Below are 23,096 nucleotides of genomic sequence, written 5' to 3'. Positions count from 1 at the left end.
TATTCAGACGGCTTATTTTGCGGGTAATTAGCCGCAGAAGCAAAAGCTCAGCGTGCGAAACTCAGCGGGAAATGGGCAGGAACTGTCCTGCCCGTGGGTGACATTAACGAAACAATGGTTTATCTGCCACCGGAACTAATAACTGCGACTGCCATTGTGCCAGCGTCAGGCGTGCCAGTTTACCCAACCCCTGGTAGAACGGATGGTCCGCCTTCTCGATAAAAATATCGAGAAAGCGAGCCGACCACGGCAGTAGATGCCAGGCCAGCAATTGCTCACATTCGGTGTGGCGGCCATTTTCGGCAAGCCAGGCGGTTAGCAGTAACAGCGAACCAAAGTGATCTTCTGGCTCATTCTGTTGCAGCGCAAACTGAATGCCGTTGTCGCGCATCCATTGACGTAATGCCAGCGTGGAATCACCAAACAACACGTTTTCGCGATCCAGCCAGACCGAACCCCAGGGCGGGGATGGCAAAGCGTAGGGGCCGATAAACAAACGTTGCCAGGCTTGTGGGAGCGTTTCATCGCTATCTGTCTGCATTTGTGCAGCCAGTGGCGACAACGTAGCTTCCGGCAGCGGCCACTGTGCTTGCCAGCCATCAGCTTTTAACGCACTGACCATCGCAGATGCTTCAGCGCTATCTGGCGCATAGAAGAACAACGCGCCCAGAACGCGCGCTGCGGTTGAAAAGTTGTCACATTGTGAAAAATGGGTCATGCAAACAATCCTGAACAGTGCGGGTTGCCCCGCACCCGAGAGTTAACCTGCAACAGCCATTCCGACTGTCATATGCAAACCATAAAACAAACCACGACCAATGATTTCACCGGCCAGGACTAAAATTAAACCTAACGCCAGCCCAGCGGCATGCGGGTTTTTACGGCGGATAAGCGGGCATATCCAGCACCCAAGACCTGCGGCCAGCAAGACGATGCGCCACACCTGTAAGCGGCCGTAGTCAGGTACCAGCGCATTGGCGAATTGCACCGAACTGTGGATTGTGCCGAGGGAAAGTCCCTGCAGGACAATCACACCTGCACTCACCAGTAACGCCAGCACGCTTATTCCCGCGAACACGTTGGCATTAAAAGGAACACCAGCAGCACGCAACAGCAGGGCGGCAAAGAGTGGCCCGCTCAGAAGCATGGTCATGAAAAAGGCCACCGTAGTGTAACCATTATACCAGGTCGGTACGGTATCTATCTGGTAAACGTTGGTCATCGCCCAGACAAACACCACGCCCAGCAACATGCTTACCAGCAGCCATATTTTACCTAATGCAGCAGGCATTTTACCGAGAAAAGCGACCAGCCACCATAAACCACCGACGGCAAAAAACAGCGAACCGCTGGCGATTTCATTACTTAGCGCTGATTCACCGACTCTGTTCAGTGAGTTAAATGCGCGTAACGGAGACCCCAAATGCATAACCGAGGCCAGGAATGCGATTCCCATTACCAGCCAAAGAAAAAACATACTGCGAACAATGCGCTGCCTTACAACATCGTCTTTGGCGGCAACCCAACCCAGCCCACTGACGATTAGCGCGCCTGCCACGCATTGGCCCAGAACCGTGAACAGTACCAGCGGCCATTCATGCCATCCACTTCCCATTTTAGACCTCCTTCGGATTAGCCAGATAACCCGTGGTATCCCCGGTCGGGCGGCTATTGGCATTTGGTTTGATGACGATGCTCGGTTTGGTAAAGTGCGCGCCAGGGAGCGGCGCTACCGCGGCCAGGGTGCCGTGTTTTTTACGCAGTTCCTCTATCGGGCCGAAGTCCAGCGCACGCAGCGGGCAGGATTCGACACAGATGGGTTTCTTACCCTCAGCAACGCGTTCATGACAGCCATCGCACTTGGTCATGTGTCCTTTGGCGGCATTGTATTGCGGCGCGCCATACGGGCAGGCCATGTGGCAATAGCGACAGCCAATGCACACATCTTCATCCACGACCACAAAACCATCTTCACGTTTGTGCATCGCGCCGCTTGGACACACCTTGGTACAGGCCGGGTCTTCACAGTGGTTGCACGCAATGGAGAGGTAGTAGGCGAAAACGTTCTGGTGCCAGACACCGTTATCTTCCTGCCAGTCACCGCCGGCGTATTCGTAAATACGGCGGAAACTGACGTCCGGCGTTAAATTTTTGAAGTCTTTGCAGGCCAGTTCGCAAGTTTTGCAACCGGTGCAACGGGCGGAGTCGATAAAAAATCCGTATTGAGTCGTCATGGGTTACACCTTACGCCTTTTCAACCTGAACGAGATTACTGTGGGATGGATTCCCCTTCGCTAACGGAGAAGGACGATGTGACGTGAGAATGTTAATAGAACCACCGTGATCGATCTGGTCACCAAACATATCAGCATTGAGCCATGCGCCTTGGCCGATGGCTGTCACGCCGGGCAAAATACGCGGTGTGACTTTCGCAGCGATCAGCATCTGACCATTGCTGTTAAACACCCGTACCGTATCGCCGTGATGAATACCACGTGAACGAGCATCGACGGGGTTAATCCAGATTTCCTGCGGGCATGCCTGTTGTAAAACATCAATGTTGCCGTAGCTTGAGTGAGTTCGCGCCTTATAGTGGAACCCGGTGAGCTGTAGCGGATACGTTTTGCGTTTGGGGTCGTCCCAGCCGTCAAAGCCTGGCGCATAAGCCGGTAGCGGATGCACAATCTCGTCTTGCTTGAGTTCCCATGTCTCGGCAATGGTGGCCAGTCTTTCAGAGTAAATCTCAATTTTCCCTGATGGCGTTTTCAACGGGTTTGCCGCAGGATCTTCGCGGAATGAACGGAAGGCAACATAGTGTTCTTCCGGGCATTTTTTCTTGAAAATACCGGTCGTTTTCATCTCTTCGTAATCCGGCATTTCCGGGTTACGTTCTTTGGTTTTGGCATGCAGATATTTCACCCACTCGTGTTGGGTGCGGCCTTCCGTGAATTATTGATAGACGTCCGGGCCCAGGCGTTTAGCGACTTCACTTAACATCCAGTAGATGGGTTTTCGTTCAAATTTAGGTGTGGTAGCGGGTTGTCCGAGGATCACATAGCCCATATTCCCGGCGGACTCATGTGAGATGAGATCTTCCTGTTCAGTAGGCATCAGATCCGGCAGCAGGATGTCGCAGTACTTCGCCGATGCGGTCATAAAGTGCTCAATGCCGACAATCATTTCGCACTTACTGTCATCCTGTAAAACGTCATGAGTATGAGCAATATTGCCATGCTGGTTGATGAGCGTGTTACTGGCATAGCACCAGATAAACTTGATAGGCACATCCAGTTTATCTTTGCCACGGACACCGTCGCGGGTGGCCGTCATTTCTGCACCATGATCGATAGCATCCGTCCAGGTGAACACCGATATCTGTGTTTTGACCGGGTTCTCTAACATGGAGAACCATTCAACGCCCAGATCCCAGGTCCCTTCACGCATACCGGAGTTACCGCCGTTAATTCCCACGTTTCCTGTCAAAACAGAGAGCATGGTGATTGCTCGGGCTGTCTGTTCACCGTTGGAATGGCGTTGCGGTCCCCAGCCCTGACAGATGTAAGCAGGTTTTGCCGAACCGATTTCACGCGCTAACTGGATGATTTTGTCTGCAGGGATGCTGGTAATCTGAGATGCCCATTGCGGTGTTTTGGCAATTCCGTCCGGACCGTCACCTAATATATAGGTCTTGTAGTGCGCATTACGCGGTGCGCTGGCGGGGAGAGTGGTTTCATCGTAGCCGATGCAGTATTTATCAAGGAAAGGTTTATCAATCAGATCTTCTGTGATCAGCACCCAGGCGATAGCGGCGGCCAGTGCAGCATCCGTCCCAGGGCGAATAGGCAACCATTCATCTTCACGACCTGCGGCGGTGTCGTTGTAGCGTGGATCGATAACGATCATTCTGGCATTTGACCGCTCACGTGCCTGCTCGACATACCAGGTTACGCCACCGCCGCTCATACGCGTTTCGGCTGGGTTATTACCAAACATCACAACCAGTTTTGTGTTGGCGATATCGTCGGGGCTGTTACCGTCGTTAGCACCAAACATGTATCCCATGGCGGCGCTGATTTGTGCGGTGCTGTAACTCCCGTAACGGCTTAGATAGCCACCACAGGAATTCATCAAACGGTAGGGGACGTTGGAGTTCGTGATATTACCGCCATCCACACCGGTACCGTAAAGAACGTGAACGGCTTCATTACCGTAATCATGCAAAATACGTTTCAGATTTCCGGCTACGGTATCCAGCGCTTCATCCCAACTGATACGCTCAAATTTACCTTCACCGCGTTTGCCAACGCGTTTCATCGGGTATTTGAGGCGGTCAGGGTGGTTCATACGACGGCGAATCGAACGACCACGCAAGCAGGCGCGAACCTGGTGGTTACCGTAGGTATCATCGCCGGTCGTGTCAGATTCAACCCAGTAGACTGCATCATCTTTCACATGCAGACGTAAAAGGCAACGGCTGCCGCAGTTAACCGTACAGGAACTCCAGACAGCTTTATCTTCAACAGGTTGCACTGATTGCTGTACTGCAGCAGCAGCGGCACGAATACCAAAGGGTAGTGACAGGCCTCCGGCAGCAAGTGCCAGTGAACCTATAGCCGAGGATTTCACTAACGTCCTGCGGCTAATACCTCCATATTGCTCATCTTCAGACATAACCCACTCCATTGTAATTGTCGTTATATACATTGTTTTATAACGAAATAACTAGCTTGCTAACAATGAAGTTGAGTCTACCTATTTATAGGTAAATCTTATTAATGCATATCAAACAGGAGTGACCCTCCGCGAACGGAGGGTAAAAATTTATTGCGGTTCAGCCACGTGACCGTCCTGAGAAGGGCTACTGTTTGCGGGTGCGTTACCGCTGTTAGTTCGGGTATAGAGGATCTTGTGCGTATCATTGGCACAATGACCGACCACCAGTGAATCAGGCTGATCGGCCTGGTCATTTGGAACAATATTCAACGTGAAACTGGATTCCGCGACACCATTATTAATAATGCGCTGCTCAATATCACTCTTCACGCGCTCACATGACGCGGGTGCCGCCAGGATCTGCGGGGAAGCGACCAGTAATAAGCTCGCGGCAATTCCTGCTATGTATTTCATCATCAACTCCTTTCGTGATCGACATAAACTAAGATTAGCATTTCTGGTGTAAATAACTGTATTTGCTAATATGATTGAGAATTATCTTCTTATCCCGGTGAAAAATGTGAAGAAACAGACCCTGTTAGGTTTCCTGTGTATCGTGTTGGTTGGGTGTGATAACGCCAAAGGGCTGGTGTCCTTTACGCCGGAAATGGCCAGCTTCTCCAATGAATTTGATTTTGATCCGCTGCGCGGCCCGGTGAAAGATTTTAGTCAGACGCTGCTCAACGACAAAGGCGAAGTGACTAAGCGCGTCACAGGTACGCTCTCGCAGGAAGGCTGTTTTGATACGCTGGAATTGCATGATGTCGAAAATAATACGGGTATGGCGTTAGTGCTGGATGCGAACTTCTATCGGGATGCCGAAACGATGGAAAAACGGATCCGTTTACAGGGGAAATGCCAACTGGCGGAACTGCCTTCTGCGGGCGTAGTGTGGGATACCGACGATAACGGTTTTGTTGTGTCCGCCACGGGAAAAGAAATGAAGGTGCAGTACCGGTATGATGCGGAAGGCTACCCGCTCGGCAAAACCACCGTCAGTAAGGACAATACGCTGCAGGTTGAGGCTAAACCGTCAGCCGATCCATTGAAAAAACTGGATTACACGGCAGTAAGCATGCTGAACGATCATCCTTTAGGTAACGTCAAACAAACCTGTGAGTATGATTCGTATGCTAATCCGGTCAACTGCCAGCTGGTTATCGTTGACGAAAGCGTAAAGCCGGCAGTTGAGCATCATTACTCGATTGAAAACACCATTGATTACTACTAACCGTTTTTACTGAGCGGTAGGTTGTAACAGGCTGGAACCCGGTATTTTGTGATCGGCAAGATATTGCTGTTGGAAGATACACATGCGAATGGTGTTACGATATTGGCCGTTAATAAAGAACTCATGAATCAATTCACCTTCGACCATAAAGCCAAGTTTGCGGTAGATATGAATGGCTTTTTCGTTCTCTTTATCAACGATCAGATACAGCTTATATAAATTAAGCACGGTAAAACCGTAATCCATCGCCAGCTTTGCCGCGCGCGTTGCCAGACCTTTTCCCTGGTAATCCGGGGAAATGATGATCTGAAATTCAGCCCGGCGGTGCACATGGTTTATTTCAACCAGCTCCACCAGCCCGGCTTTCTCACCGTCACACTCGACCACAAAACGGCGTTCACTTTGGTCGTGAATGTGTTTGTCATACAGGTCTGACAGCTCAACAAACGCTTCGTAAGGTTCTTCAAACCAGTAGCGCATGACGCTGGCGTTGTTATCAAGCTGATGGACGAAACGTAAATCTTCACGCTCCAGCGGGCGCAGCTTTACACTGAGGGCGCTTGCCATATCGTATCCTTTCAATATCTTCTAATGAGCACAATGATTATGGGGCAACGGTGCGCCCAGTGCGGCGATCGAGACAACGCAGGGTGTTAGGCTCCCAATACGCATTCAGGTTCGCGCTTTGTTCGCATTTATCACGGCTATCAAAAGCAGCGTCGGCTTTGTCCCACTCTTTCTCTGTACGCTTGTTGACTTTCTGACGCAACTGACGCGTATCGTTCCACTGTTCCTTTTCCATTGCAGCCTGTTGACGACTTTGCGCACTGTCCCCGGACTCTATGACCAGTTTACTGGTTTCAGCAAATACGGAAGAGGTGTACACGGCCGCCGCCAGCGTCAGCATGGCCGTCAGACACAGGCGTTTGGTCAGTGTAATTTTCATGGCGAATTCCTTTAATGAGAAAGGGAAAAAAACGATAAAACAGGGTTAAATTCTACACTATTCCTGCGCCAGGGCATACCCACTGGGCGCATATGGATACGTTGGACATATTCTGTCGTATCATGGTTAAACCGAAGGTAACTGAATTACTTCAATGCTTAAGACAACATTACTTTTCTTCGTCACCGCGTTATGCGAAATCATTGGCTGCTTTTTACCCTGGCTCTGGCTTAAGCGTGGGGCGACGGCCTGGTTGCTGGTTCCCGCTGGGGTGTCATTAGCGCTGTTCGTCTGGTTGCTGACGCTACATCCGGCGGCGAGCGGGCGGGTATATGCCGCGTATGGTGGTGTCTACGTGGTGACTGCACTGCTCTGGTTACGCATTGTCGATGGCGTAAAACTGAGCCTGTACGACTGGTCCGGCGCGTTAGTAGCACTGTGCGGGATGTTGATCATCGTTGCCGGATGGGGGCGCGCATAGCGCCTTTTTTGTGATCAGTGAGCGTTTTTTTGATCTTCATACTTGTATGGTAGTAGTTCAGTTGGGTAAATTTCCTGCATCACAAGAAGAGATGTAAGGATTAAAAAATGAAGATTGTCGGGGCTGAAGTTTTTGTTACCTGTCCAGGACGTAATTTTGTCACGCTGAAAATCACGACAGACGATGGGATCACTGGATTAGGGGATGCCACGCTTAACGGGCGTGAATTATCCGTGGCGTCCTACCTGAAAGATCATGTGTGTCCACAGCTAATTGGACGTGATGCGCATCGAATTGAGGATATCTGGCAGTTTTTCTACAAGGGGGCTTACTGGCGCCGCGGCCCGGTAACGATGTCGGCGATTTCTGCGGTGGATATGGCCCTGTGGGATATCAAAGCGAAGGCGGCGAATATGCCGTTGTACCAGTTGCTGGGGGGCGCATCACGCGAAGGCGTCATGGTGTACTGTCACACAACGGGTCATTCCATTGATGATGTGCTGGAGGATTACGCGCGTCATAAAGAGATGGGATTTAAAGCGATCCGTGTACAGTGTGGTGTACCGGGAATGAAGACCACCTACGGAATGTCTAAAGGTAAAGGCCTGGCCTACGAACCTGCGACCAAAGGCCAGTGGCCGGAAGAGCAGCTGTGGTCGACGGAGAAATATCTCGATTTCACACCGAAATTGTTTGAAGCCGTCCGCAACAAATTTGGTTTTGATGAACATCTTCTGCATGACATGCATCACCGTCTGACGCCAATTGAAGCGGCTCGTTTTGGTAAGAGCATTGAACAATACCGTTTGTTCTGGATGGAAGACCCAACCCCCGCTGAAAACCAAGAGTGCTTCCGCCTGATTCGCCAGCATACGGTCACGCCGATTGCGGTAGGGGAAGTGTTCAACAGTATCTGGGACTGCAAGCAGCTTATTGAAGAACAGCTGATCGACTATATTCGCACCACTATTACCCACGCAGGCGGTATCACCGGTATGCGTCGTATTGCTGATTTTGCCTCACTTTATCAGGTACGCACGGGGTCTCATGGACCTTCCGATTTGTCACCAGTCTGCATGGCCGCTGCGCTGCATTTCGATCTGTGGGTACCCAACTTCGGGGTGCAGGAATATATGGGATACTCAGAACAGATGTTGGAAGTGTTCCCGCATAACTGGACCTTTGATAACGGCTACATGCATCCAGGTGACAAACCAGGGCTCGGTATTGAGTTTGACGAAAAACTTGCAGCGAAATATCCGTACGATCCCGCATATCTGCCGGTCGCCCGTCTTGAAGATGGCACGCTATGGAACTGGTAAATGTAAATTTTACGTACGAAAGATGTTGATTAACCCAATACCCTACAGAAGGTTAAACTTATGGTTAGTTCAGTCGATATTAAAAATAACGTAGATAATAAGCCCATTATTCGTCGAGTGGCTTCAGCATCCGCAATTGGTACTGCTGCTGAGTATTATGATTTTTTTGCATACGGGACAGCTGCTGTACTCTTTTTTGGTCATTTATTTTTCCCAAGTGACGATCCGTTAATAAGTACTCTCGCGGCTTTTGCTACCTATGCTGTTGGTTTCCTCGCAAGACCATTAGGAGGAATTGTCTTTGGCCATATTGGCGATAAGGTCGGGCGTAAAAAAGCACTGGTTATTACCATATTAATTGTTGGTTTGGGGACGTTCTGTATCGGGTTATTACCTACATATGAGAAAATAGGTGTATGGGCTCCAGCTTTACTTATTTTTATTCGTGTATTACAGGGATTTGGGGTTGGAGGAGAGCAAGCCGGTGCAGTACTGATGACTGCTGAATATTCTGAACCCAAACATCGTGGATTTTTTTCCAGTTGGGTTCAAATTGGTGCCCCGGTTGGTTTCCTACTGCCGTTAGCACTCTTTGCGTTGTTAAATGCCACACTTTCTCCAGAGGCAATGATGGATTACGGGTGGCGAATACCGTTCCTGTTGAGTCTGTTACTGGTTATTGTTGGGCTGTTTATCCGCTTAAAAATTGATGAGTCACCTGTCTTTGCTCAGATTAGGGAGACAAAAGCAGAAGAATCACGTCCACTCGTTGAAGTTATCCGCGATTTTCCTGGCATTGTTGTCAAGGGAGTCTGTGCGAAACTGATTGAAGCTTGCACATTTGCAATGTTCACCGTGATTGTTTTGGCTTACGGTAAGGCAAATAATCTTGATGCTAATATTTTGATGGAGACAATGATAGTTGCGGTGATAATAGAAATCATTGCCATACCGTTGATGGGGTCGCTATGCGATAAAATTGGACGTAAACCAGTCTATATTATCGGTGCGTTGCTGCAGGTCGTTATGATTATTCCTTTTTTCCTTGCGATTAATCAGGATAGTTTCTGGCTTACACAAATAGTAATGATCATGGTGCTGAGTATTGGACATAGTATGTGTTATGCACCTCAGGCTTCATACTTTCCGGAGCTTTTCCCAACGCATATTCGCTGTAGCGGAATAGCATTAATTTGGCAACTGGGGTCGCTAATAGGCAGTGGGATTCTTGGCTTAGTTGCAGTAAAAATTCTGCAAGTAACAGGTGGACATTACTATGGACTTGCAACCTATGTGATTGTACTTGGAGTTATCTCAATTATTGGTTTGTTGATGATGCCGGAAACCGCTCCGCAAAGACTTAAGCGTGAATACCAGCAGTGGCAGAAACATTAATATTCGTTGGCGGCAGTATGCCGCCAAATTCACCGATCTTGGTATATAACTCAATAAATGATGTCATACCAATCATAGAAAGTTTAATGCAAATCAAAACATACAACCATACAGACGTTACTCTGAGACAGTCCTGATTTCATTGATAAGTAGGTCATACAATGCAAAACAAGCTCTTAGCGGCAAAGGCTGCACTTCCTGGCTACGATCGTACAAAACTGGTTCCGCGTATTGTTCATCTGGGGTTCGGTGCTTTCCACCGTGCACACCAGGGGGTATACGCTGACATCCTGGCAGCAGATCACAATAGTGACTGGGGATACTGCGAAGTAAACCTGATTGGTGGAGAGCAGCAGATTGCTGATTTGAAACAGCAAGATAACCTGTACACCGTTGCGGAAATGTCTGCGGATGCCTGGACCGCAAGAGTTATTGGCGTGGTTAAAAAGGCGTTGCATGCGCAGGTTGATGGTCTGGAAGCTGTACTGGCTGCGCTGTGCGAACCGCAGGTGGCGATCGTTTCCCTGACCATAACTGAGAAGGGGTATTGCCATTCTCCGGCTACCGGGCAATTGATGCTGGATAACCCGATGATTGCCGCCGACCTGCAAAACCCAAAACAGCCGAAGACGGCACCGGGTGTGGTGGTTGAAGCACTTGCACGCCGTAAAGCCGCAGGTTTAGGTGCGTTTACCGTGATGTCCTGCGACAACATGCCTGAAAACGGCCATGTGATGCGCAATGTTGTCACTGCGTATGCCCGCGCGGTGGATGCTGAGCTGGCTGCATGGATCGAACAACATGTGACGTTCCCGTCAACAATGGTTGACCGTATTGTCCCGGCGGTAACCGCAGATACGCTGGACAAAATTGAACAACTTACCGGGGTACGCGATCCGGCGGGTGTGGCATGCGAACCGTTCCGTCAGTGGGTCATTGAAGATAACTTTGTCGCAGGGCGTCCAGAGTGGGAAAAAGCCGGGGCTGAACTGGTGGCAGATGTTATCCCGTTCGAAGAGATGAAGTTGCGTATGCTTAACGGCAGCCACTCTTTCCTTGCTTACCTCGGCTACCTGGCAGGATATCAACACATCAACGACTGCATGGGTGATGAGAACTATCGTGTCGCCGCCCGCGAGTTGATGCTGCAGGAGCAAGCGCCAACATTAAAAGTGAAAGGGGTGGATCTTCAGCATTATGCCGACTTACTGATTGACCGCTATAGCAACCCGGCGTTGCGCCACCGTACCTGGCAGATTGCCATGGACGGTAGTCAGAAACTGCCGCAACGTATGCTTGACTCTGTGCGTTGGCATATCGTGCACGGCAGTGGTTTTGATCTGCTTGCACTCGGTGTGGCGGGTTGGATGCGCTATGTCGGGGGCGTGGATGAGCAGGGACAAGCCATTGAAATTAGCGATCCGCTGCTGCCAGTGATCCAGAAAGCGGTACAGAACAGTCACGAAGGTGAAGATCGTGTGCAGGCGCTATTGGCTATTGACGCTATTTTTGGTGACGAACTGCCACAGGTTGAACGGTTTAAAAAGCGGGTTACAGAAGCGTACCTGACTTTGCTGGCGGAAGGCGCGAAGGCAACGGTTGCAAAATATGCTGCGAAATTACTGTCAGTAAGATAACGCTTTATGTCGCCATCCGGCTTTAACGACAGCCAGATGGCGCATTGTTTTTGGCATTCACACCAATTAGTTCATGCCTAAACGAATAAGTTCGAGGGGGGCATATTTGCCTTCACATCCTTCGATTTCCACTGTTTTACCGCGGCGGATTTGCTCAGCGGTCAGGCCATCGGTGTCAATGGCTGTAATACGGCCGGTGAGTCCGGTGTCACTAATCATGACTCGGCTGCCAGTGGTGATTGCGTTGCGGTTACGATCGTATGTTTTCATGGTGTTTTCTCCTTTCCAACTTACCGTCAAAGCCCGTGGGCTTTTAGTCCCACGTAACGGGCGCAATATAAATACGCTTCTCGTTAATGATTTTTTTTGTTTTCGATCAAAATCACAGCTTTTTTTATCGGGATATGCAGGAGAGGGGGATCTTTCGGGGAAACTCACCTCAGTGAGAGGTGAGCTACGTATTAGTCTTCGCTAAACCAGTCGCTATTTTCCTGACGAATAAGCTGAACAGATTCGCTAATTTCCTGTAGATGCAGCATCATTGCATGCTCGACGGCATCGCCATCATGTTTTACCAGCGCTGCAAAGATATCATGGTGCTGACGAAGTAGCATTTCAGGTGGGGAGACATGATCCAGACTCATATAGCGCACACGGTCAATCGTGGCTTTAATATTCTCGACGGTGTCCCAGGCAAGCTGGCAATCAGCGATTAATGCCAGCTTCTGATGAAACTCATCATCAAGCTGGAAGAAATCGTTGAGCTGCTTACGGTCGATGGCAATGCGTTGCTGGTGCAGATTCTGTTCCAGTTGATAGCACTGGTTATCGGTGATCATCGAGGCGGCGCGGCGGGCTACGGCACACTCAATGGCCTGACGTACAAAACAGCCATTTTGCACCTGCGACAGCGAGATCTTATTCACGTAACTGCCACGTTGTGGACGGATCTGAATCAAACCGTTTTCTGCCAGTTTGATGAATGCTTCTCGTACCGGCTGGCGAGACACGTTAAAGCGTACGGAAACCTCTTTCTCCGACAATGGCGTACCAGGTGCAATCAGACAATGCACGATATCGCTGCGAAGAATACGGTAAATCTGTTGATTTACCGGCTGTGTAGGGTTGAGCTGCGTTTCTACGGTCATTCATTCTTACTTATTAGAGAGTTAACCCGGCTATTTTATCACTTATCGAGCGCTTTCTATACCCGGCACAAGGCCGGGTATCTCATTTAGCTTCGATGCACGCTAAGCCCGGCAAAAGACTGGGTGACTGGCATCATCTCAAGGGTATTGATGTTGACATGAGCCGGTAACGAAGCAACCCACCATACAGCTTCAGTGACATCCTGCGGAGTCAGTGCAGTGGTATTTTCGTAGGTTTTACCTGCTTTATCATCGTCGCCTTTGAAACGCACATTAGAGAACTCGGTACCGCCAACCAGTCCGGGTTCAATGTCGGTAACGCGGATCGCCGTGCCGTGTAAGTCTGTACGCAGGTTCAGACTAAACTGACGAACAAACGCTTTGGTTGCACCATAAACGTTCCCGCCAGCGTACGGCCAGCTACCGGCGGTAGAGCCGATATTAATTATGTGTCCGCGGTTACGCTCGACCATGCCAGGCAGAACGGCACGAGTCATATAAATCAGGCCTTTGTTGTTGGTATCGATCATGGTTTCCCAGTCATCGACATTCGCTTTGTGGGCTGGCTCAAGACCCAGCGCAAGACCGGCATTGTTGACCAGAATATCGATATTGCGCCATTCGGCAGGCAGGGCGTCCAGCATCTCTTCAATGGATGCGCGATTGCGTACGTCAAGCTGGGCGATATACAGATTATTACCCAGTTCATCTTTCAGTTCCTGCAGACGTTCCTGGCGGCGTCCGGTGGCAATAACTTTATGCCCATTCTCAATAAAACGACGCGTAATGCACTCACCAAAACCTGCTGTTGCTCCGGTTACTAAAACGATCATCTCACTGTTCCTCAACGCTTTTTATGTAGTACTACCATAGCACGTCATTTCTGTTCAGAGCTATTCCTGCTTAACGAGATTGCGGTCAAATCCTGGGAGGCCTACTCTAGTAAACTAGTAAACAAATCGTTTTCAGGAGGAAAAGATGTCGTTAACAAATCCTTTTTTGCACCACAGCACATTACCTTACCAGGCACCGCAATTTGATCAGATTGAAGATTGCCATTATCGGCCCGCGTTTGATGAAGGTGTGAAACAAAAACGCGCTGAAATAGCGGCGATTGTGCAAAACCAACAGGCTCCTGATTTCACAAATACGTTGCTGGCGCTTGAGCAAAGTGGGGCGTTGTTGACGCGCGTCACCAGCGTTTTCTTTGCGATGACGGCAGCGCATACCAACGATGAGCTGCAGCGTCTTGACGAGGAGTTCTCCGCCGAACTGGCCGCGCTGGCCAATGATATCTATCTCAATGACGCACTTTTTGCGCGTATAGATGCCGTCTGGCAGCAACGCTCTTCGCTGGCGCTGGAAGGTGAATCATTGCGTCTGTTGGAGGTGGTTCACCAACGCTTTGTGTTGGCTGGTGCATGTCTTAATGATGCCGATAAAGCACGCCTGAAAGCGCTAAATACGGAGTCGGCGACGTTAACCAGCCAGTTCAATCAGCGTCTGCTGGCGGCGAACAAAGCGGGTGCACTGATCGTGGATGATGTCCGGCAGCTTGACGGACTCAGCGCAGAAGAAATTGCCGTTGCGGCGCAAGCCGCCAGCGACAAAGGACTTGAGGTTCGCTGGGTTATCCCACTATTGAACACCACACAACAACCGGCACTTGCTGCGTTACGCGATCGACAGACACGAGAAAACCTGTTTACCCAGGCATGGACGCGGGCGGAAAAAAATGATGCCAACGATACTCGCGCTATCATTAAACGGCTGGTGGAGATCCGCAGAGAGCAGGCAACATTACTGGGTTTTGCGAATTTTGCTGCCTGGAAAATTGCCGACCAGATGGCGAAAACGCCAGAAGCGGCACTTTCTTTTATGCGGGCGATCGTGCCCGCTGCACGTCAACGCGCGCTGAATGAGCAGGCTGAAATTCAGAAAGCGATTAATCAGCAACAGGGACAATTCGAGGTTGAGGCCTGGGACTGGGCATTTTATGCCGAGCAGGTGCGTCGTGAAAAATATGCTCTTGATGAAGCTCTGCTTAAACCTTACTTTGCCCTGGATACGGTGCTGAATGAAGGTGTTTTCTGGACAGCAAACCAGCTATTTGGCATTAAATTCATCGAGCGCTTTGACATCCCTGTTTATCATCCGGATGTACGGGTTTGGGAGATTTTCGATCATGATGGCGTAGGACTGGCGCTATTTTATGGTGATTTCTTTGCCCGTGAATCAAAAAGCGGTGGTGCCTGGATGGGAAATTTTGTTGAGCAATCTCTGCAAAATGAAACCAGGCCGGTAATTTACAACGTCTGCAATTATCAGAAACCTGCTCAGGGCCAACCCGCCTTGCTGCTGTGGGATGATGTCATCACGTTGTTCCATGAGTTCGGACACACGTTACATGGTCTGTTTGCCAGCCAACGGTATGCGACGCTGTCGGGCACGAATACCCCGCGTGATTTCGTCGAATTCCCGTCGCAGATAAACGAACACTGGGCGAGTGATCCGCAGGTTTTCGCGCGTTATGCTCGTCATGTTGAAACGGGTGAAAAAATGCCCCAGCCATTGCTGGAGAAGATGCAACGGGCCAGCTTGTTTAACAAAGGCTATGATATGACGGAGCTTCTCAGTGCTGCATTGCTGGATATGCGCTGGCACAGCCTGGAGCAGTGTATGTCATCGCTGTCAGTTGATGAATTTGAGCAGCAGGCCCTGGCTGCGGAAGGATTGGATCTGCAGGCTGTACCGCCGCGTTATCGCAGCAGCTATTTTGCCCATATCTTCGGTGGTGGCTATGCCGCAGGGTATTATGCCTATTTATGGACGCAAATGTTGGCCGATGACGGCTATCAGTGGTTTGTAGAGCAGGGCGGATTGACCCGTGAAAACGGGCAGAAATTCCGCGAAGCGATTTTGTCCCGTGGTAACAGCACTGACTTAGCTGAGCTTTATTGCCAATGGAGCGGCCGAGATCCAAAAATGGAGCCAATGCTCAAACATCGTGGTTTGAGCGCCTAAGGCATTGTCTGCCAAAAAATTGAACCGGGCGCGATGCCCGGTTTTTAGCGTGATTTTTTCTTCTCCAAAATGTGAGATGGATGAATGACGATGAGATTGCCAACAAAGGTAGAGCTGATTTCATTCTGCTTTGCTGTTACCTGGGTTATTTGGTGTGTATGGGTAGACAAAATCACTCATGACACGTACCTCTTTGACGGGGTGCTTTATAAGTCAGTTATTGTTGGAGTTGCCTTTCTGCCAGGCGTGTTCATGGCCTGGCGCGTGTACCTAAGAAATAAGTACGCAACAGGTAGATAAGCTGATTTCAGGTATGGGCGGGCAGATTCTTTACCACGAAGCCGTTCATTGAGGAAATTGTTTTCAAATATCACATTTCATGTGGTTAATATTATCGTCATTTTTGCGATTTAACTCATGGGTGTTCGGTTCCATTAAATATAAAACAAGAAAAATAGAATAAAATCTATCGCATTGATTATCATGATTATTTTAATTTCAAGTTAATTTATTATCATGCGAAGTAATCTTTGTTTTCTTTCCTTAATATTAATTACTATTAAAAAATTTACATAAGTTTTCCTTTTTGGCGCTAAAATGCCCATGTCTAAATGTTCATACAGGGAAGGAAACCGTGATGATCAGAAGAACGCAGGAAATAGATGTAATTTTAATCGAACTTAACAAATCAATTGATGCTCATTATAAGTGGCTGGTGAAAATGTTCCGCTGTGTGGTGTCATCAGACGTTACTCAGCCTGATATTTCGGGCGATGACTCTCACGCTGTTTGTCAATTTGGGCAGTGGCTCAAAAACCATCCACAGCACGATGATGATGAATGCAGTTATGTCAGCAATATTCACGCGACACATGAGAAAATGCATTTGTTAGGCAAGGAATTGCTATTGGCAATCGTGGAAGAGCGTAGCCATTCATGGCATTTCGACAGTTTCCAGGATGCGTTACTGGGATTTACGTCTGCGGTCATGGACTACAAAATATATTTACTGACTATCCGCAGTAATATTGATGTGTTAACAGGTTTGCCTGGCAGAAGAATGCTTGATGAGTCGTTTGACCAGCAGTTACTCGATGCTGAGCCGCTTAACCTGTACATATTGTTGCTGGATATCGACCGTTTTAAACATGTTAATGATACCTACGGACATCTGGTTGGTGACATGGTGTTGCGCAGTCTGGCGTCAAATTTATTAGCATGGACTCGATACGATGAGGTTGCTTATCGCTATGGTGGTGAGGAGTTTATTGTCATCATCCGAACCAAAACGGACGAGCAGGCATGCCAGGCAGGGTTGCGTCTTTGTCATCTGATTGGCCAGAAAAAAATCCCTTATCCAGAAGGCGAAATCGGCATAACGGTAACGGCTGGCATTACCAGAGTTCAACAGGGTGAAACGCTGGACAACGGTCTTGGACGTGCTGACAGAGCCATGTATGAAGGGAAACAGACCGGCAGGAATCGCTGCATGTTTATGGATGAAAAAGAGAAAATCACGCTAGTTGGCACTAATGATCAACTGACACCGCGCGTCAGAGCGTGAATTTTATCAGTGTAGACCGGCTGTAGTTACGTTTCGTTTAACTTCCATTGCGGTTGTCGATGATATGTTAGCCGACTATTCGTTATCTTCGCAGGGAATTGCCAGATAACGTATAAAGCAAAACACAAATCTATCCATGCAAGCATTTACCGCTGGTTTCTCCGGCGGTTTTTTTTATCTGTAATTCTGAGAAATGATTCAGGGAAGGGAAGCAGGTAAAAAAATGGCCCCTTGTGCAGTTATGCGACAAGGGGCCGGTTCGGTGCAGGATTATCTCCGTTCATCAATCATCCCATCTGTGGCTAAAATACGCGGCCAGGAAACCGGAAAATAAAATAATTCCCAGAACAGCCATAAAAATATTCATATTACCCAGCATAGTAAATGCTCCTTTATCTATTGAGTTTCCTCTCTTACCTTAATTTCACCTCGTTAATGACTATAGTAGCAATTCGAACTTAAACAAAGAGTGAACTGTGTGAATATTTCGTCTGAAATGTAAGATTTTGGCTTTTTCTCGTCGAAGAAAATAAATAATCGTGACGAAACAGGCGCCCCCATCTGCAAATAATCATAATTTTATCTTGTAATCCGCCGTAGCTACCGGGTTGTCCGGACACAAGATGTTGCACGTTTATAATGCAACACTGTGTCATGGTGGTTCAATTCTTCTCTCTTGCCGTCATGGCGACGCATTCTTTTTATCTGCATTTCATTGATGGTATTTATAATTTATTGAATTATATGCCTTTTTCATATCTGGCACTGTTTTTGCCTTATTCCTTCTGAACACCCTTAATTTGCACCGTTTTGCCTTTCCGGCTGCACCGGAGCTTTCAGCAAGTCTACTTTCAGGAGTGAAACTATGCAGCGTCGTACATTATTAAAAGCCTTTGCTCTTTCGGCCTCTGTTGTGGCTATGGGGATGAGTTTTAGCGTTCAGGCTGCCGACACCATTAAAGTTGGCATCATGCATTCGTTGTCCGGGACAATGGCTATTTCTGAAACACCGCTGAAGGATGTGGCGTTGATGACCATTGATGAGATCAACGCCAAAGGCGGTGTACTGGGAAAAAAACTGGAGCCGGTAGTGGTTGATCCGGCGTCAAACTGGCCGCTGTTTGCCGAAAAAGCCCGTCAGTTGCTAAGCCAGGACAAAGTGGCGGTGGTTTTTGGTTGCTGGACATCGGTTTCGCGCAAATCTGTACTGCCGGTATTTGAAGAGTTAAACGGCCTGTTGTTTTATCCCGTGCAATATGAAGGTGAAGAGATGTCACCTAACGTTTTCTATACCGGCGCTGCGCCCAATCAGCAGGCCATTCCCGCGGTTGAGTATCTGATGAGTGAAGACGGTGGCAGTGCAAAACGTTTCTTCCTGCTGGGCACCGATTACGTTTATCCGCGAACAACCAATAAAATTCTCCGTGCCTGGCTGCATTCAAAAGGCATTGCGGATAAAGACATTGAAGAGGTTTATACCCCGTTTGGCCACAGCGATTACCAGACCATCGTCGCCAGCATCAAAAAATTCTCCGCCGGGGGAAAAACGGCGGTGGTATCAACCATTAATGGCGACTCTAACGTTCCGTTCTATAAAGAGCTGGCAAACCAGGGTCTGAAAGCGACCGATGTTCCGGTTGTTGCGTTCTCTGTTGGAGAAGAGGAGTTGCGCGGTATTGATACCAAACCCCTGGTAGGCAATCTTGCGGCCTGGAACTATTTTGAATCCGTTGATAATGCCACCAATAAGCAATTTATCGCTGATTACCGCGCCTATGCGAAAGCGCACAAACTACCGAATGCTGATTCTGTGGTCACGAACGATCCGATGGAAGCCACGTATGTTGGCCTGCACATGTGGGCGCAGGCGGTTGAAAAAGCCGGAACGACGGATGTCGATAAAGTCCGTGCGGCCATGGCGGGGCAATCATTCTCTGCACCTTCTGGCTTTACGCTGACAATGGATGCAACGAACCATCACCTGCATAAACCCGTCATGATTGGCGAAATTGAAAGTAACGGTCAGTTTAACGTGGTATGGCAAACGGATGCCCCGGTCCGTGCCCAACCGTGGAGTCCGTATATCGCCGGGAATGATAAAAAATCTGAGCAGCCCGTCAAAACCGCCAGCAACTGATCTTACGCCCTCCTGTGGGAGGGCCCAATTTTGGAGAACGCTATCATGAAAGCCATGCGCTTTATTCGTGGCGTGTTGTTGCTGACGTGGCTTTTGCCGTGGATAGCGCAGGCAACAGATGCCGATACCTTCGCCGCGGCCAGTCGGACACAGCAGGCGACATTACTGGAACAATGGGCGATTAACCCCGATGTTCAGCGTTTACCTTTGCTTAATGCCCTGAGTGGCGAAAACCTGCTGACCGACGACGTTAAAAATGCATTCACGATGAACGGTTCGCGTGTGCAATCTCTGGGGGCGGCCAGCACACCCAGTGGTGAATTAAAAAAAATCCGCCTGACTAACCGCCTGCGTAACCTGGTGGCTGGCACATTGTCTGTTCATCAGTTATTAAGTGACAATGTCACTTTTAGAATGGCTGCTGCCCGAACATTACAACGTGAAGCACTGCCAGTGATGCTGCCATTTTTGCAGCAAAGGCTGCTGCAGGAGACGGATGCTGGCGTGAAATCCACCCTGGCGGCTGCTCTGGCAAACCTGCAACTGAACAGTAGTTCGCCCGATGTCAGGCGCCGGGCCATCGAATTGCTGGGCGCATCCAATGATCCTGAAACACAAGCACGATTACAGCCTTTCACCCAGCTGGAACATGAACCCGATGCGCGTGTACGCGCTGCCGCCAGCGAAAGCCTGAATACCATTGAACATCGAATGAAGGTTGGAGAGTTGCTTGGCCAGGCGTTTATGGGATTATCGCTTGGGTCTATTTTATTGCTGGCGGCGCTGGGGCTGGCCATCACCTACGGACTACTCGGCGTCATTAATATGGCGCACGGTGAAATGCTGATGCTTGGTGCTTATTGTACCTGGATAGTGCAACAGCTGATGAGCCAGTTTTTCCCGCAGTGGTTAGCCTTTTATCCGCTGATTGCGCTGCCGGTTGCTTTCCTGCTGACCGCCGCTATGGGAATGCTGCTGGAACGCACAGTGATCCGCCATTTGTACGGACGCCCACTTGAAACGCTACTGGCAACCTGGGGGATTAGCCTGATGCTGATCCAGTTGGTGCGCATGACCTTTGGTGCGCAAAACCTTGAGGTAGCTAACCCGGCATGGCTGTCGGGTGGTATTCAGGTCTATGCCAATCTGATTTTGCCGTGGAACCGGATTGTGGTGCTGGGATTTGCCATTCTGGTGCTGTCCTTCACCTGGTTGTTGCTGAATAAAACCCGTCTGGGTATGCGCGTGCGTGCAGTGACACAAAACCGCAGCATGGCAGATTGCTGCGGCGTTCCCACGGGGCGCGTGGATATGTTGGCATTTGGTCTCGGCTCCGGCATTGCCGGACTTGGGGGCGTGGCGCTATCGCAGTTGGGCAACGTTGGGCCAGAACTGGGGCAAAGCTACATCATTGATTCATTTTTGGTGGTGGTGCTGGGAGGCGTTGGACAGCTTGCCGGGAGCGTCGCGGCGGCGTTTGGTTTGGGGATTTTCAACAAGATTCTCGAACCGCAGGTTGGGGCCGTCCTCGGCAAAATTATGATTCTGGTGCTGATTATTCTGTTTATTCAAAAACGTCCGCAGGGGCTGTTTGCGCTAAAAGGGAGGGTCATTGACTGATGACGATGCCAATGACATTAACGCTGGCGCGCAAAGCGCCGCGTATTACCTGTGTGCTGGGGCTGGCTTTACTGCTGGCACTGATTATTCTGCCATTTCTCGCGCTGCTGCCTACGGATCATCCGCTGGCGATATCTGTCTGGACACTGACACTGGTTGGGAAAATTCTCTGTTATGCCATTGTGGCAGTTGCCCTGGATCTGGTGTGGGGATATGCGGGAATGCTCTCGCTGGGCCACGGTATTTTCTTTGCGCTGGGCGGTTATGCGATGGGGATGTACCTGATGCGCCAGGCATCTGGTGAAGGGGTGCCAGCTTTTATGTCGTTCCTGTCGTGGACTGAACTTCCGTGGTTCTGGTGGGGAACGCAGCATTTTCTTTGGGCGATGATGTTGGTTGTTATGGTGCCTGGCTTGCTGGCGTTGGTGTTTGGCTGGTTTGCCTTCCGTTCAAAAATCAAAGGGGTCTACTTCTCCATCATGACGCAGGCGCTGACCTTTGCCGGCATGCTGTTGTTCTTCCGTAACGAAACCGGGTTTGGCGGCAATAACGGATTTACCGGTTTTACCACCATTCTGGGATTTTCGGTGACGGCGACCACGACACGTATCGCGTTGTTCCTGGCGACCGTTGTGCTGCTGATTCTGGCGCTGTGGCTCGGATGGGCGCTGGCTCGCAGTAAATTTGGCCGTATTTTGACAGCCGTTCGCGACGCTGAAAATCGGTTGATGTTCTGTGGGTATGACCCAAAGGGTTTCAAACTACTGGTATGGACACTCTCTGCCGTCCTGTGCGGGCTGGCGGGGGCGCTGTATGTTCCGCAGGTGGGGATCATTAACCCCAGTGAAATGTCACCCACCAACTCAATTGAAGCCGCGATTTGGGTCGCACTGGGTGGGCGCGGTACGTTGATTGGCCCGGTGTTTGGCGCGGTGCTGGTGAACGGCGCTAAAAGTTGGTTTACCGTCATCATGCCTGAATACTGGCAACTGTTTCTCGGCCTGATTTTTATTGGCGTTACGCTGTTTTTGCCTCGAGGCGTAATTGGTCTGTTTCGCAAGGGAGACAAATAATGCAGCCAGATGAAGGGCTTTTTACCCGCCAGATGCCGGGCGATCGTTTTCGCAATCAAACAGATCCGGTGCTCCAACTGGAAAAAATAAACGTTAACTTTGATGGTTTCCAGGCGCTAACGGATTTGACGCTCAATATTGGGGTTGGCGAGTTACGCTGCGTTATTGGACCCAATGGCGCGGGAAAAACCACGTTGATGGATGTCATCACCGGTAAAACGAAGCCGCAAAGTGGGCGGGCGATTTACGATCAATCCATTGATTTAACATCACTCGACGCCATCGCCATTGCTCGCCAGGGCATTGGTCGCAAATTTCAGAAACCGACCGTTTTTGAAGCGTTGACGGTGGAAGAGAACCTCGAGTTGGCGATGAAAAATGATAAATCCGTTTGGGGGTCATTACGGGCGTGTTTATCGGGAGAACAACGGGATCGCATTGATGACATGTTGACGCTGTTGCGACTGAGTAACGAACGCGACCGTCATGCCGGGCGCCTTTCCCATGGACAGAAACAATTTCTGGAGATTGGTATGTTGCTGGTGCAGGAGCCGCATTTGTTGCTACTGGATGAGCCAGCTGCCGGGATGACGGATGCTGAGACGGAATACACCGCTGAACTGTTTCGCCAGCTTGCCGGAAAACATTCTCTGATGGTGGTTGAGCACGATATGGGGTTTGTTGAGAGCATTGCTGATCACGTCACGGTATTGCACCAGGGGCGGGTACTGGCCGAGGGGAGCCTGCGCGATGTTCAGGCCAATGAGCAGGTGATTGAAGTGTATCTCGGACGCTAAGGAGTGCT

General features: G+C 49.7%; 22 protein-coding genes and 1 pseudogene. 11 read left to right on the top strand and 12 right to left on the bottom strand.

The genetic code is table 11. The annotated features are described in order from the left end of the window. Positions 1–103: 103 nt before the first annotated feature. The 5 genes and pseudogenes from dmsD to SK32_RS05750 form a co-directional block, all read right to left on the bottom strand. Entirely contained in the window at positions 104–718 is a 615-nt protein-coding gene (gene dmsD / locus SK32_RS05770; protein ID WP_048211716.1) for a Tat proofreading chaperone DmsD, read from the bottom strand. Positions 719–760: 42 nt separating this feature from the next. After that, complete coding sequence (locus SK32_RS05765; RefSeq protein ID WP_048211715.1) at positions 761–1,615, bottom strand: dimethyl sulfoxide reductase anchor subunit family protein; 855 nt, start codon at positions 1,613–1,615, stop codon at positions 761–763. Position 1,616: 1 nt separating this feature from the next. Then, positions 1,617–2,234 carry a DMSO/selenate family reductase complex B subunit gene (locus tag SK32_RS05760; protein ID WP_048211714.1) on the bottom strand — a complete coding sequence of 206 codons (618 nt, stop codon included), beginning with the start codon at positions 2,232–2,234 and terminating at the stop codon, positions 1,617–1,619. A gap of 10 nt (positions 2,235–2,244) precedes the next feature. Further along, a pseudogene (ynfF, locus tag SK32_RS05755) lies at positions 2,245–4,683 on the bottom strand (selenate/tellurate reductase subunit YnfF). Positions 4,684–4,821: 138 nt separating this feature from the next. Beyond that, entirely contained in the window at positions 4,822–5,130 is a 309-nt protein-coding gene (locus tag SK32_RS05750) for a DUF1161 domain-containing protein (protein ID WP_086523673.1), read from the bottom strand. Positions 5,131–5,233: 103 nt separating this feature from the next. Between SK32_RS05750 and SK32_RS05745 the strand changes: the two genes are divergently transcribed. Next, complete coding sequence (locus SK32_RS05745; protein WP_082193773.1) at positions 5,234–5,944, top strand: YnfC family lipoprotein; 711 nt, start codon at positions 5,234–5,236, stop codon at positions 5,942–5,944. A gap of 6 nt (positions 5,945–5,950) precedes the next feature. On the opposite strand, the gene speG is transcribed toward SK32_RS05745, so the two are convergent. Then, the gene (gene speG / locus SK32_RS05740; RefSeq protein WP_048211711.1) at positions 5,951–6,511 is read right to left on the bottom strand and encodes a spermidine N1-acetyltransferase; all 561 of its coding nucleotides are present in this window, start codon (positions 6,509–6,511) and stop codon (positions 5,951–5,953) included. Between the two features lie 37 nt (positions 6,512–6,548). Then, a complete protein-coding gene (locus SK32_RS05735; protein ID WP_048211710.1) occupies positions 6,549–6,890 on the bottom strand; it encodes a DUF1283 family protein in 342 nt (113 codons plus the stop codon). A gap of 154 nt (positions 6,891–7,044) precedes the next feature. Between SK32_RS05735 and SK32_RS05730 the strand changes: the two genes are divergently transcribed. The 4 genes from SK32_RS05730 (at position 7,045) to SK32_RS05715 (ending at position 11,725) form a co-directional block, all read left to right on the top strand. Continuing rightward, a complete protein-coding gene (locus SK32_RS05730; RefSeq protein WP_005121149.1) occupies positions 7,045–7,371 on the top strand; it encodes a YnfA family protein in 327 nt (108 codons plus the stop codon). A 107-nt stretch (positions 7,372–7,478) separates the two neighbouring features. Beyond that, positions 7,479–8,693 (top strand): starvation-sensing protein RspA, encoded by a 1,215-nt coding sequence (gene rspA, locus SK32_RS05725; RefSeq protein ID WP_048211709.1) that lies wholly within the window; start codon positions 7,479–7,481, stop codon positions 8,691–8,693. 60 nt (positions 8,694–8,753) lie between these two features. Continuing rightward, on the top strand, positions 8,754–10,088 hold the full coding sequence (locus SK32_RS05720) for an MFS transporter (protein WP_048211708.1): 1,335 nt from the start codon (positions 8,754–8,756) through the stop codon (positions 10,086–10,088). Positions 10,089–10,249: 161 nt separating this feature from the next. Continuing rightward, complete coding sequence (locus SK32_RS05715; protein ID WP_048211707.1) at positions 10,250–11,725, top strand: mannitol dehydrogenase family protein; 1,476 nt, start codon at positions 10,250–10,252, stop codon at positions 11,723–11,725. A 66-nt stretch (positions 11,726–11,791) separates the two neighbouring features. On the opposite strand, the gene ydfZ is transcribed toward SK32_RS05715, so the two are convergent. The 3 genes from ydfZ to ydfG form a co-directional block, all read right to left on the bottom strand. Next, entirely contained in the window at positions 11,792–11,995 is a 204-nt protein-coding gene (ydfZ, locus tag SK32_RS05710) for a putative selenium delivery protein YdfZ (RefSeq protein WP_003032393.1), read from the bottom strand. A gap of 191 nt (positions 11,996–12,186) precedes the next feature. Continuing rightward, positions 12,187–12,873: a GntR family transcriptional regulator gene (locus SK32_RS05705; protein WP_048211706.1), complete on the bottom strand. Its 687-nt coding sequence runs from the start codon at positions 12,871–12,873 to the stop codon at positions 12,187–12,189. 86 nt (positions 12,874–12,959) lie between these two features. Then, positions 12,960–13,706 carry a bifunctional NADP-dependent 3-hydroxy acid dehydrogenase/3-hydroxypropionate dehydrogenase YdfG gene (ydfG, locus tag SK32_RS05700; protein WP_048211705.1) on the bottom strand — a complete coding sequence of 249 codons (747 nt, stop codon included), beginning with the start codon at positions 13,704–13,706 and terminating at the stop codon, positions 12,960–12,962. A 145-nt stretch (positions 13,707–13,851) separates the two neighbouring features. Between ydfG and dcp the strand changes: the two genes are divergently transcribed. Then, positions 13,852–15,897 carry a peptidyl-dipeptidase Dcp gene (gene dcp, locus SK32_RS05695; protein ID WP_048211704.1) on the top strand — a complete coding sequence of 682 codons (2,046 nt, stop codon included), beginning with the start codon at positions 13,852–13,854 and terminating at the stop codon, positions 15,895–15,897. A 637-nt stretch (positions 15,898–16,534) separates the two neighbouring features. Next, positions 16,535–17,461, top strand: a complete 927-nt coding sequence (locus tag SK32_RS05685; protein ID WP_048211702.1) for a diguanylate cyclase — start codon at positions 16,535–16,537, stop codon at positions 17,459–17,461. 239 nt (positions 17,462–17,700) lie between these two features. Here the strand turns inward: SK32_RS05685 and SK32_RS26685 are convergent, their stop codons facing one another. Continuing rightward, a complete protein-coding gene (locus SK32_RS26685; RefSeq protein ID WP_420889184.1) occupies positions 17,701–17,745 on the bottom strand; it encodes a hypothetical protein in 45 nt (14 codons plus the stop codon). Continuing rightward, positions 17,745–17,840 carry a protein MgtS gene (gene mgtS, locus SK32_RS25950; protein WP_003032406.1) on the bottom strand — a complete coding sequence of 32 codons (96 nt, stop codon included), beginning with the start codon at positions 17,838–17,840 and terminating at the stop codon, positions 17,745–17,747. The genes SK32_RS26685 and mgtS overlap by 1 nt, the downstream gene beginning before the upstream one ends. A gap of 486 nt (positions 17,841–18,326) precedes the next feature. On the opposite strand from mgtS, the gene urtA reads away from it, so the two are divergent. The 4 genes from urtA to urtD are packed head-to-tail and all read left to right on the top strand — an operon-like array spanning position 18,327 to position 23,088. Beyond that, the gene (gene urtA, locus SK32_RS05675; protein WP_048211701.1) at positions 18,327–19,598 is read left to right on the top strand and encodes an urea ABC transporter substrate-binding protein; all 1,272 of its coding nucleotides are present in this window, start codon (positions 18,327–18,329) and stop codon (positions 19,596–19,598) included. A gap of 45 nt (positions 19,599–19,643) precedes the next feature. Then, positions 19,644–21,218: an urea ABC transporter permease subunit UrtB gene (gene urtB / locus SK32_RS05670; RefSeq protein ID WP_048211700.1), complete on the top strand. Its 1,575-nt coding sequence runs from the start codon at positions 19,644–19,646 to the stop codon at positions 21,216–21,218. Continuing rightward, positions 21,218–22,291 (top strand): urea ABC transporter permease subunit UrtC, encoded by a 1,074-nt coding sequence (urtC, locus tag SK32_RS05665; protein ID WP_048211699.1) that lies wholly within the window; start codon positions 21,218–21,220, stop codon positions 22,289–22,291. Before urtB ends, urtC begins: the two co-directional genes overlap by 1 nt. Next, complete coding sequence (gene urtD / locus SK32_RS05660; protein WP_048211698.1) at positions 22,291–23,088, top strand: urea ABC transporter ATP-binding protein UrtD; 798 nt, start codon at positions 22,291–22,293, stop codon at positions 23,086–23,088. Before urtC ends, urtD begins: the two co-directional genes overlap by 1 nt. Positions 23,089–23,096 lie beyond the last annotated feature (8 nt).

This window comes from Citrobacter sp. MGH100 (genome assembly GCF_001034465.1).
Taxonomy (GTDB): domain Bacteria; phylum Pseudomonadota; class Gammaproteobacteria; order Enterobacterales; family Enterobacteriaceae; genus Citrobacter; species Citrobacter youngae.
The sequence above is the reverse complement of the archived record's forward strand: the minus strand, read 5'-3'. Positions and strand labels throughout refer to the sequence as shown.

What these genes read in the sequence shown, in the direction of transcription:
- ydfG (WP_048211705.1), bottom strand. Translation starts at nt 13,706, where the DNA reads ATGATCGTTTTAGTAACCGGAGCAACAGCAGGTTTTGGTGAGTGCATT.
- SK32_RS05705 (WP_048211706.1), bottom strand. Translation starts at nt 12,873, where the DNA reads ATGACCGTAGAAACGCAGCTCAACCCTACACAGCCGGTAAATCAACAG.
- SK32_RS05735 (WP_048211710.1), bottom strand. Translation starts at nt 6,890, where the DNA reads ATGAAAATTACACTGACCAAACGCCTGTGTCTGACGGCCATGCTGACG.
- ydfZ (WP_003032393.1), bottom strand. Translation starts at nt 11,995, where the DNA reads ATGAAAACATACGATCGTAACCGCAACGCAATCACCACTGGCAGCCGA.
- SK32_RS05765 (WP_048211715.1), bottom strand. Translation starts at nt 1,615, where the DNA reads ATGGGAAGTGGATGGCATGAATGGCCGCTGGTACTGTTCACGGTTCTG.
- mgtS (WP_003032406.1), bottom strand. Translation starts at nt 17,840, where the DNA reads ATGCTGGGTAATATGAATATTTTTATGGCTGTTCTGGGAATTATTTTA.
- urtD (WP_048211698.1), top strand. Translation starts at nt 22,291, where the DNA reads ATGCAGCCAGATGAAGGGCTTTTTACCCGCCAGATGCCGGGCGATCGT.
- SK32_RS05685 (WP_048211702.1), top strand. Translation starts at nt 16,535, where the DNA reads ATGATCAGAAGAACGCAGGAAATAGATGTAATTTTAATCGAACTTAAC.
- SK32_RS05720 (WP_048211708.1), top strand. Translation starts at nt 8,754, where the DNA reads ATGGTTAGTTCAGTCGATATTAAAAATAACGTAGATAATAAGCCCATT.
- SK32_RS05730 (WP_005121149.1), top strand. Translation starts at nt 7,045, where the DNA reads ATGCTTAAGACAACATTACTTTTCTTCGTCACCGCGTTATGCGAAATC.
- urtB (WP_048211700.1), top strand. Translation starts at nt 19,644, where the DNA reads ATGAAAGCCATGCGCTTTATTCGTGGCGTGTTGTTGCTGACGTGGCTT.
- dmsD (WP_048211716.1), bottom strand. Translation starts at nt 718, where the DNA reads ATGACCCATTTTTCACAATGTGACAACTTTTCAACCGCAGCGCGCGTT.
- SK32_RS05760 (WP_048211714.1), bottom strand. Translation starts at nt 2,234, where the DNA reads ATGACGACTCAATACGGATTTTTTATCGACTCCGCCCGTTGCACCGGT.
- dcp (WP_048211704.1), top strand. Translation starts at nt 13,852, where the DNA reads ATGTCGTTAACAAATCCTTTTTTGCACCACAGCACATTACCTTACCAG.
- urtC (WP_048211699.1), top strand. Translation starts at nt 21,218, where the DNA reads ATGACGATGCCAATGACATTAACGCTGGCGCGCAAAGCGCCGCGTATT.
- SK32_RS05715 (WP_048211707.1), top strand. Translation starts at nt 10,250, where the DNA reads ATGCAAAACAAGCTCTTAGCGGCAAAGGCTGCACTTCCTGGCTACGAT.
- speG (WP_048211711.1), bottom strand. Translation starts at nt 6,511, where the DNA reads ATGGCAAGCGCCCTCAGTGTAAAGCTGCGCCCGCTGGAGCGTGAAGAT.
- rspA (WP_048211709.1), top strand. Translation starts at nt 7,479, where the DNA reads ATGAAGATTGTCGGGGCTGAAGTTTTTGTTACCTGTCCAGGACGTAAT.
- urtA (WP_048211701.1), top strand. Translation starts at nt 18,327, where the DNA reads ATGCAGCGTCGTACATTATTAAAAGCCTTTGCTCTTTCGGCCTCTGTT.
- SK32_RS05750 (WP_086523673.1), bottom strand. Translation starts at nt 5,130, where the DNA reads ATGATGAAATACATAGCAGGAATTGCCGCGAGCTTATTACTGGTCGCT.